The organism is Methylobacterium sp. WL103 (genome assembly GCF_008039885.1).
GTDB classification, from domain to species: domain Bacteria; phylum Pseudomonadota; class Alphaproteobacteria; order Rhizobiales; family Beijerinckiaceae; genus Methylobacterium; species Methylobacterium cerastii.
In genome coordinates, this window is the sequence record NZ_VRUX01000897.1 from 1 (window position 1) to 1,252 (window position 1,252).

General features: G+C 72.1%; 2 protein-coding genes and 1 pseudogene. 2 read left to right on the forward strand and 1 reads right to left on the reverse strand.

Annotation, left to right across the window (positions count from 1 at the left end):
* On the reverse strand, window positions 1–572 hold a 572-nt coding region (locus FV222_RS26525), incomplete at its 3' end, for a COX15/CtaA family protein (protein WP_147816106.1).
* Between the two features lie 185 nt (window positions 573–757).
* Between FV222_RS26525 and FV222_RS26530 the strand changes: the two genes are divergently transcribed.
* Window positions 758–964, forward strand: a complete 207-nt coding sequence (locus tag FV222_RS26530; protein WP_147754807.1) for a DUF2842 domain-containing protein — start codon at window positions 758–760, stop codon at window positions 962–964.
* Between the two features lie 74 nt (window positions 965–1,038).
* Window positions 1,039–1,252: pseudogene (locus tag FV222_RS26535) on the forward strand (hypothetical protein); the annotation flags it as partial.

The following is a 1,252-nucleotide window of genomic DNA, read 5'->3' on the forward strand; positions in this document are numbered from 1 at the left end:
GCAGGGGCGACGCCCGCGCTGCGCTCGCCGGCAGCGAGCCACACGAGGCCCGCCAGGATCAGGCTCGCCATGGTGAGGTGGAGGGCGAGCTTGATCGGCGCCACCGCGGTCATGCCGGGCTGCAGCCCCGAGGCCACCATGATCCAGCCGATCGCCCCTTGCGCGGACCCGAGGATTCCGAGCGTCAGCAGGCCGAGCCCGAGGCGCCGGCTCAGCATGCCGCGCCACCAGAACGCGATCAGCGGCAGGAAGAACACCAGGCCGACGATCCGCCCGAGCAGGCGGTGGCCCCATTCCCAGAAGTACAGGACCTTGAAGTCGGACAGGCCCAGGCCCTGGTTGAGGATGCGGTATTGGGGCGTGTCGCGGTACTTCTCGAACTCGGTCGCCCAGTCGGCGGCCGAAAGCGGCGGCACCACGCCGGTGACGGGGCGCCATTCGGTGATCGACAGGCCGGACCCGGTCAGGCGCGTCGCGCCGCCGACCGCCACCATCGCGACCACGAGGGCGGCGAGGAGGTAGAGCCAGGTGCGGACGGCGCCTTCGCGGCGCGGGGATTCGGCAGGCCTCATCGGGGCGTCGTCGCTCGGATCGGTGAGAGGGAGCCACCGGGTTAGGCAAAGCCGGCGCCCGCGGCAACGTCCGGCGTTGCCGCACGCCACCCGAATCGTAGGGAAGCCAAGGGGATGGCGCCGATCCGACGCGTTGCCATCGTCGCGCCTCGGCGCTACCCCCGGGGCTCGCACGAGGGAATTGCATGCGCCGCCGCACCCGCACCCTGATCGGGACGATCGGGATCCTGGGCTTCGTCATCGTCTACGCGCCGCTGGCGATGGCTCTCGCCGACAGCCGCATCGCCGAGGCCCCGCCCCTGCTCCAGACCGTGCTCTACAGCATCCTGGGCATCGCCTGGATCTTCCCGCTGATGCCGCTGATCAAGTGGATGGAACGGCCCGACCGCTGAGGCCGCCCGCGTTTTCGCCGCACTCGGGGGCGAGAAGCGGCCGACCCGCGCCGCTCGCCTCGCAGATGTCGTTCATGCCCCTCCCGAAATCGTCCCCCGCCCTCGCCGGGTTGCTCCTCCTGTGGCTCGGCGCCGCCGCCCAGGCCCAGGGGACGCCGCGCTCGGTCGGGGAATGCGAGCGCCTGAAGAACGACCTCGCCTACAACCAGTGCCTCGCCATGTTCGGCCCCGCGGCCAAGAACGTCGCCGGCGGCTACGCGGCGGGCGAGACCCCGCCCGCCCCCGCCC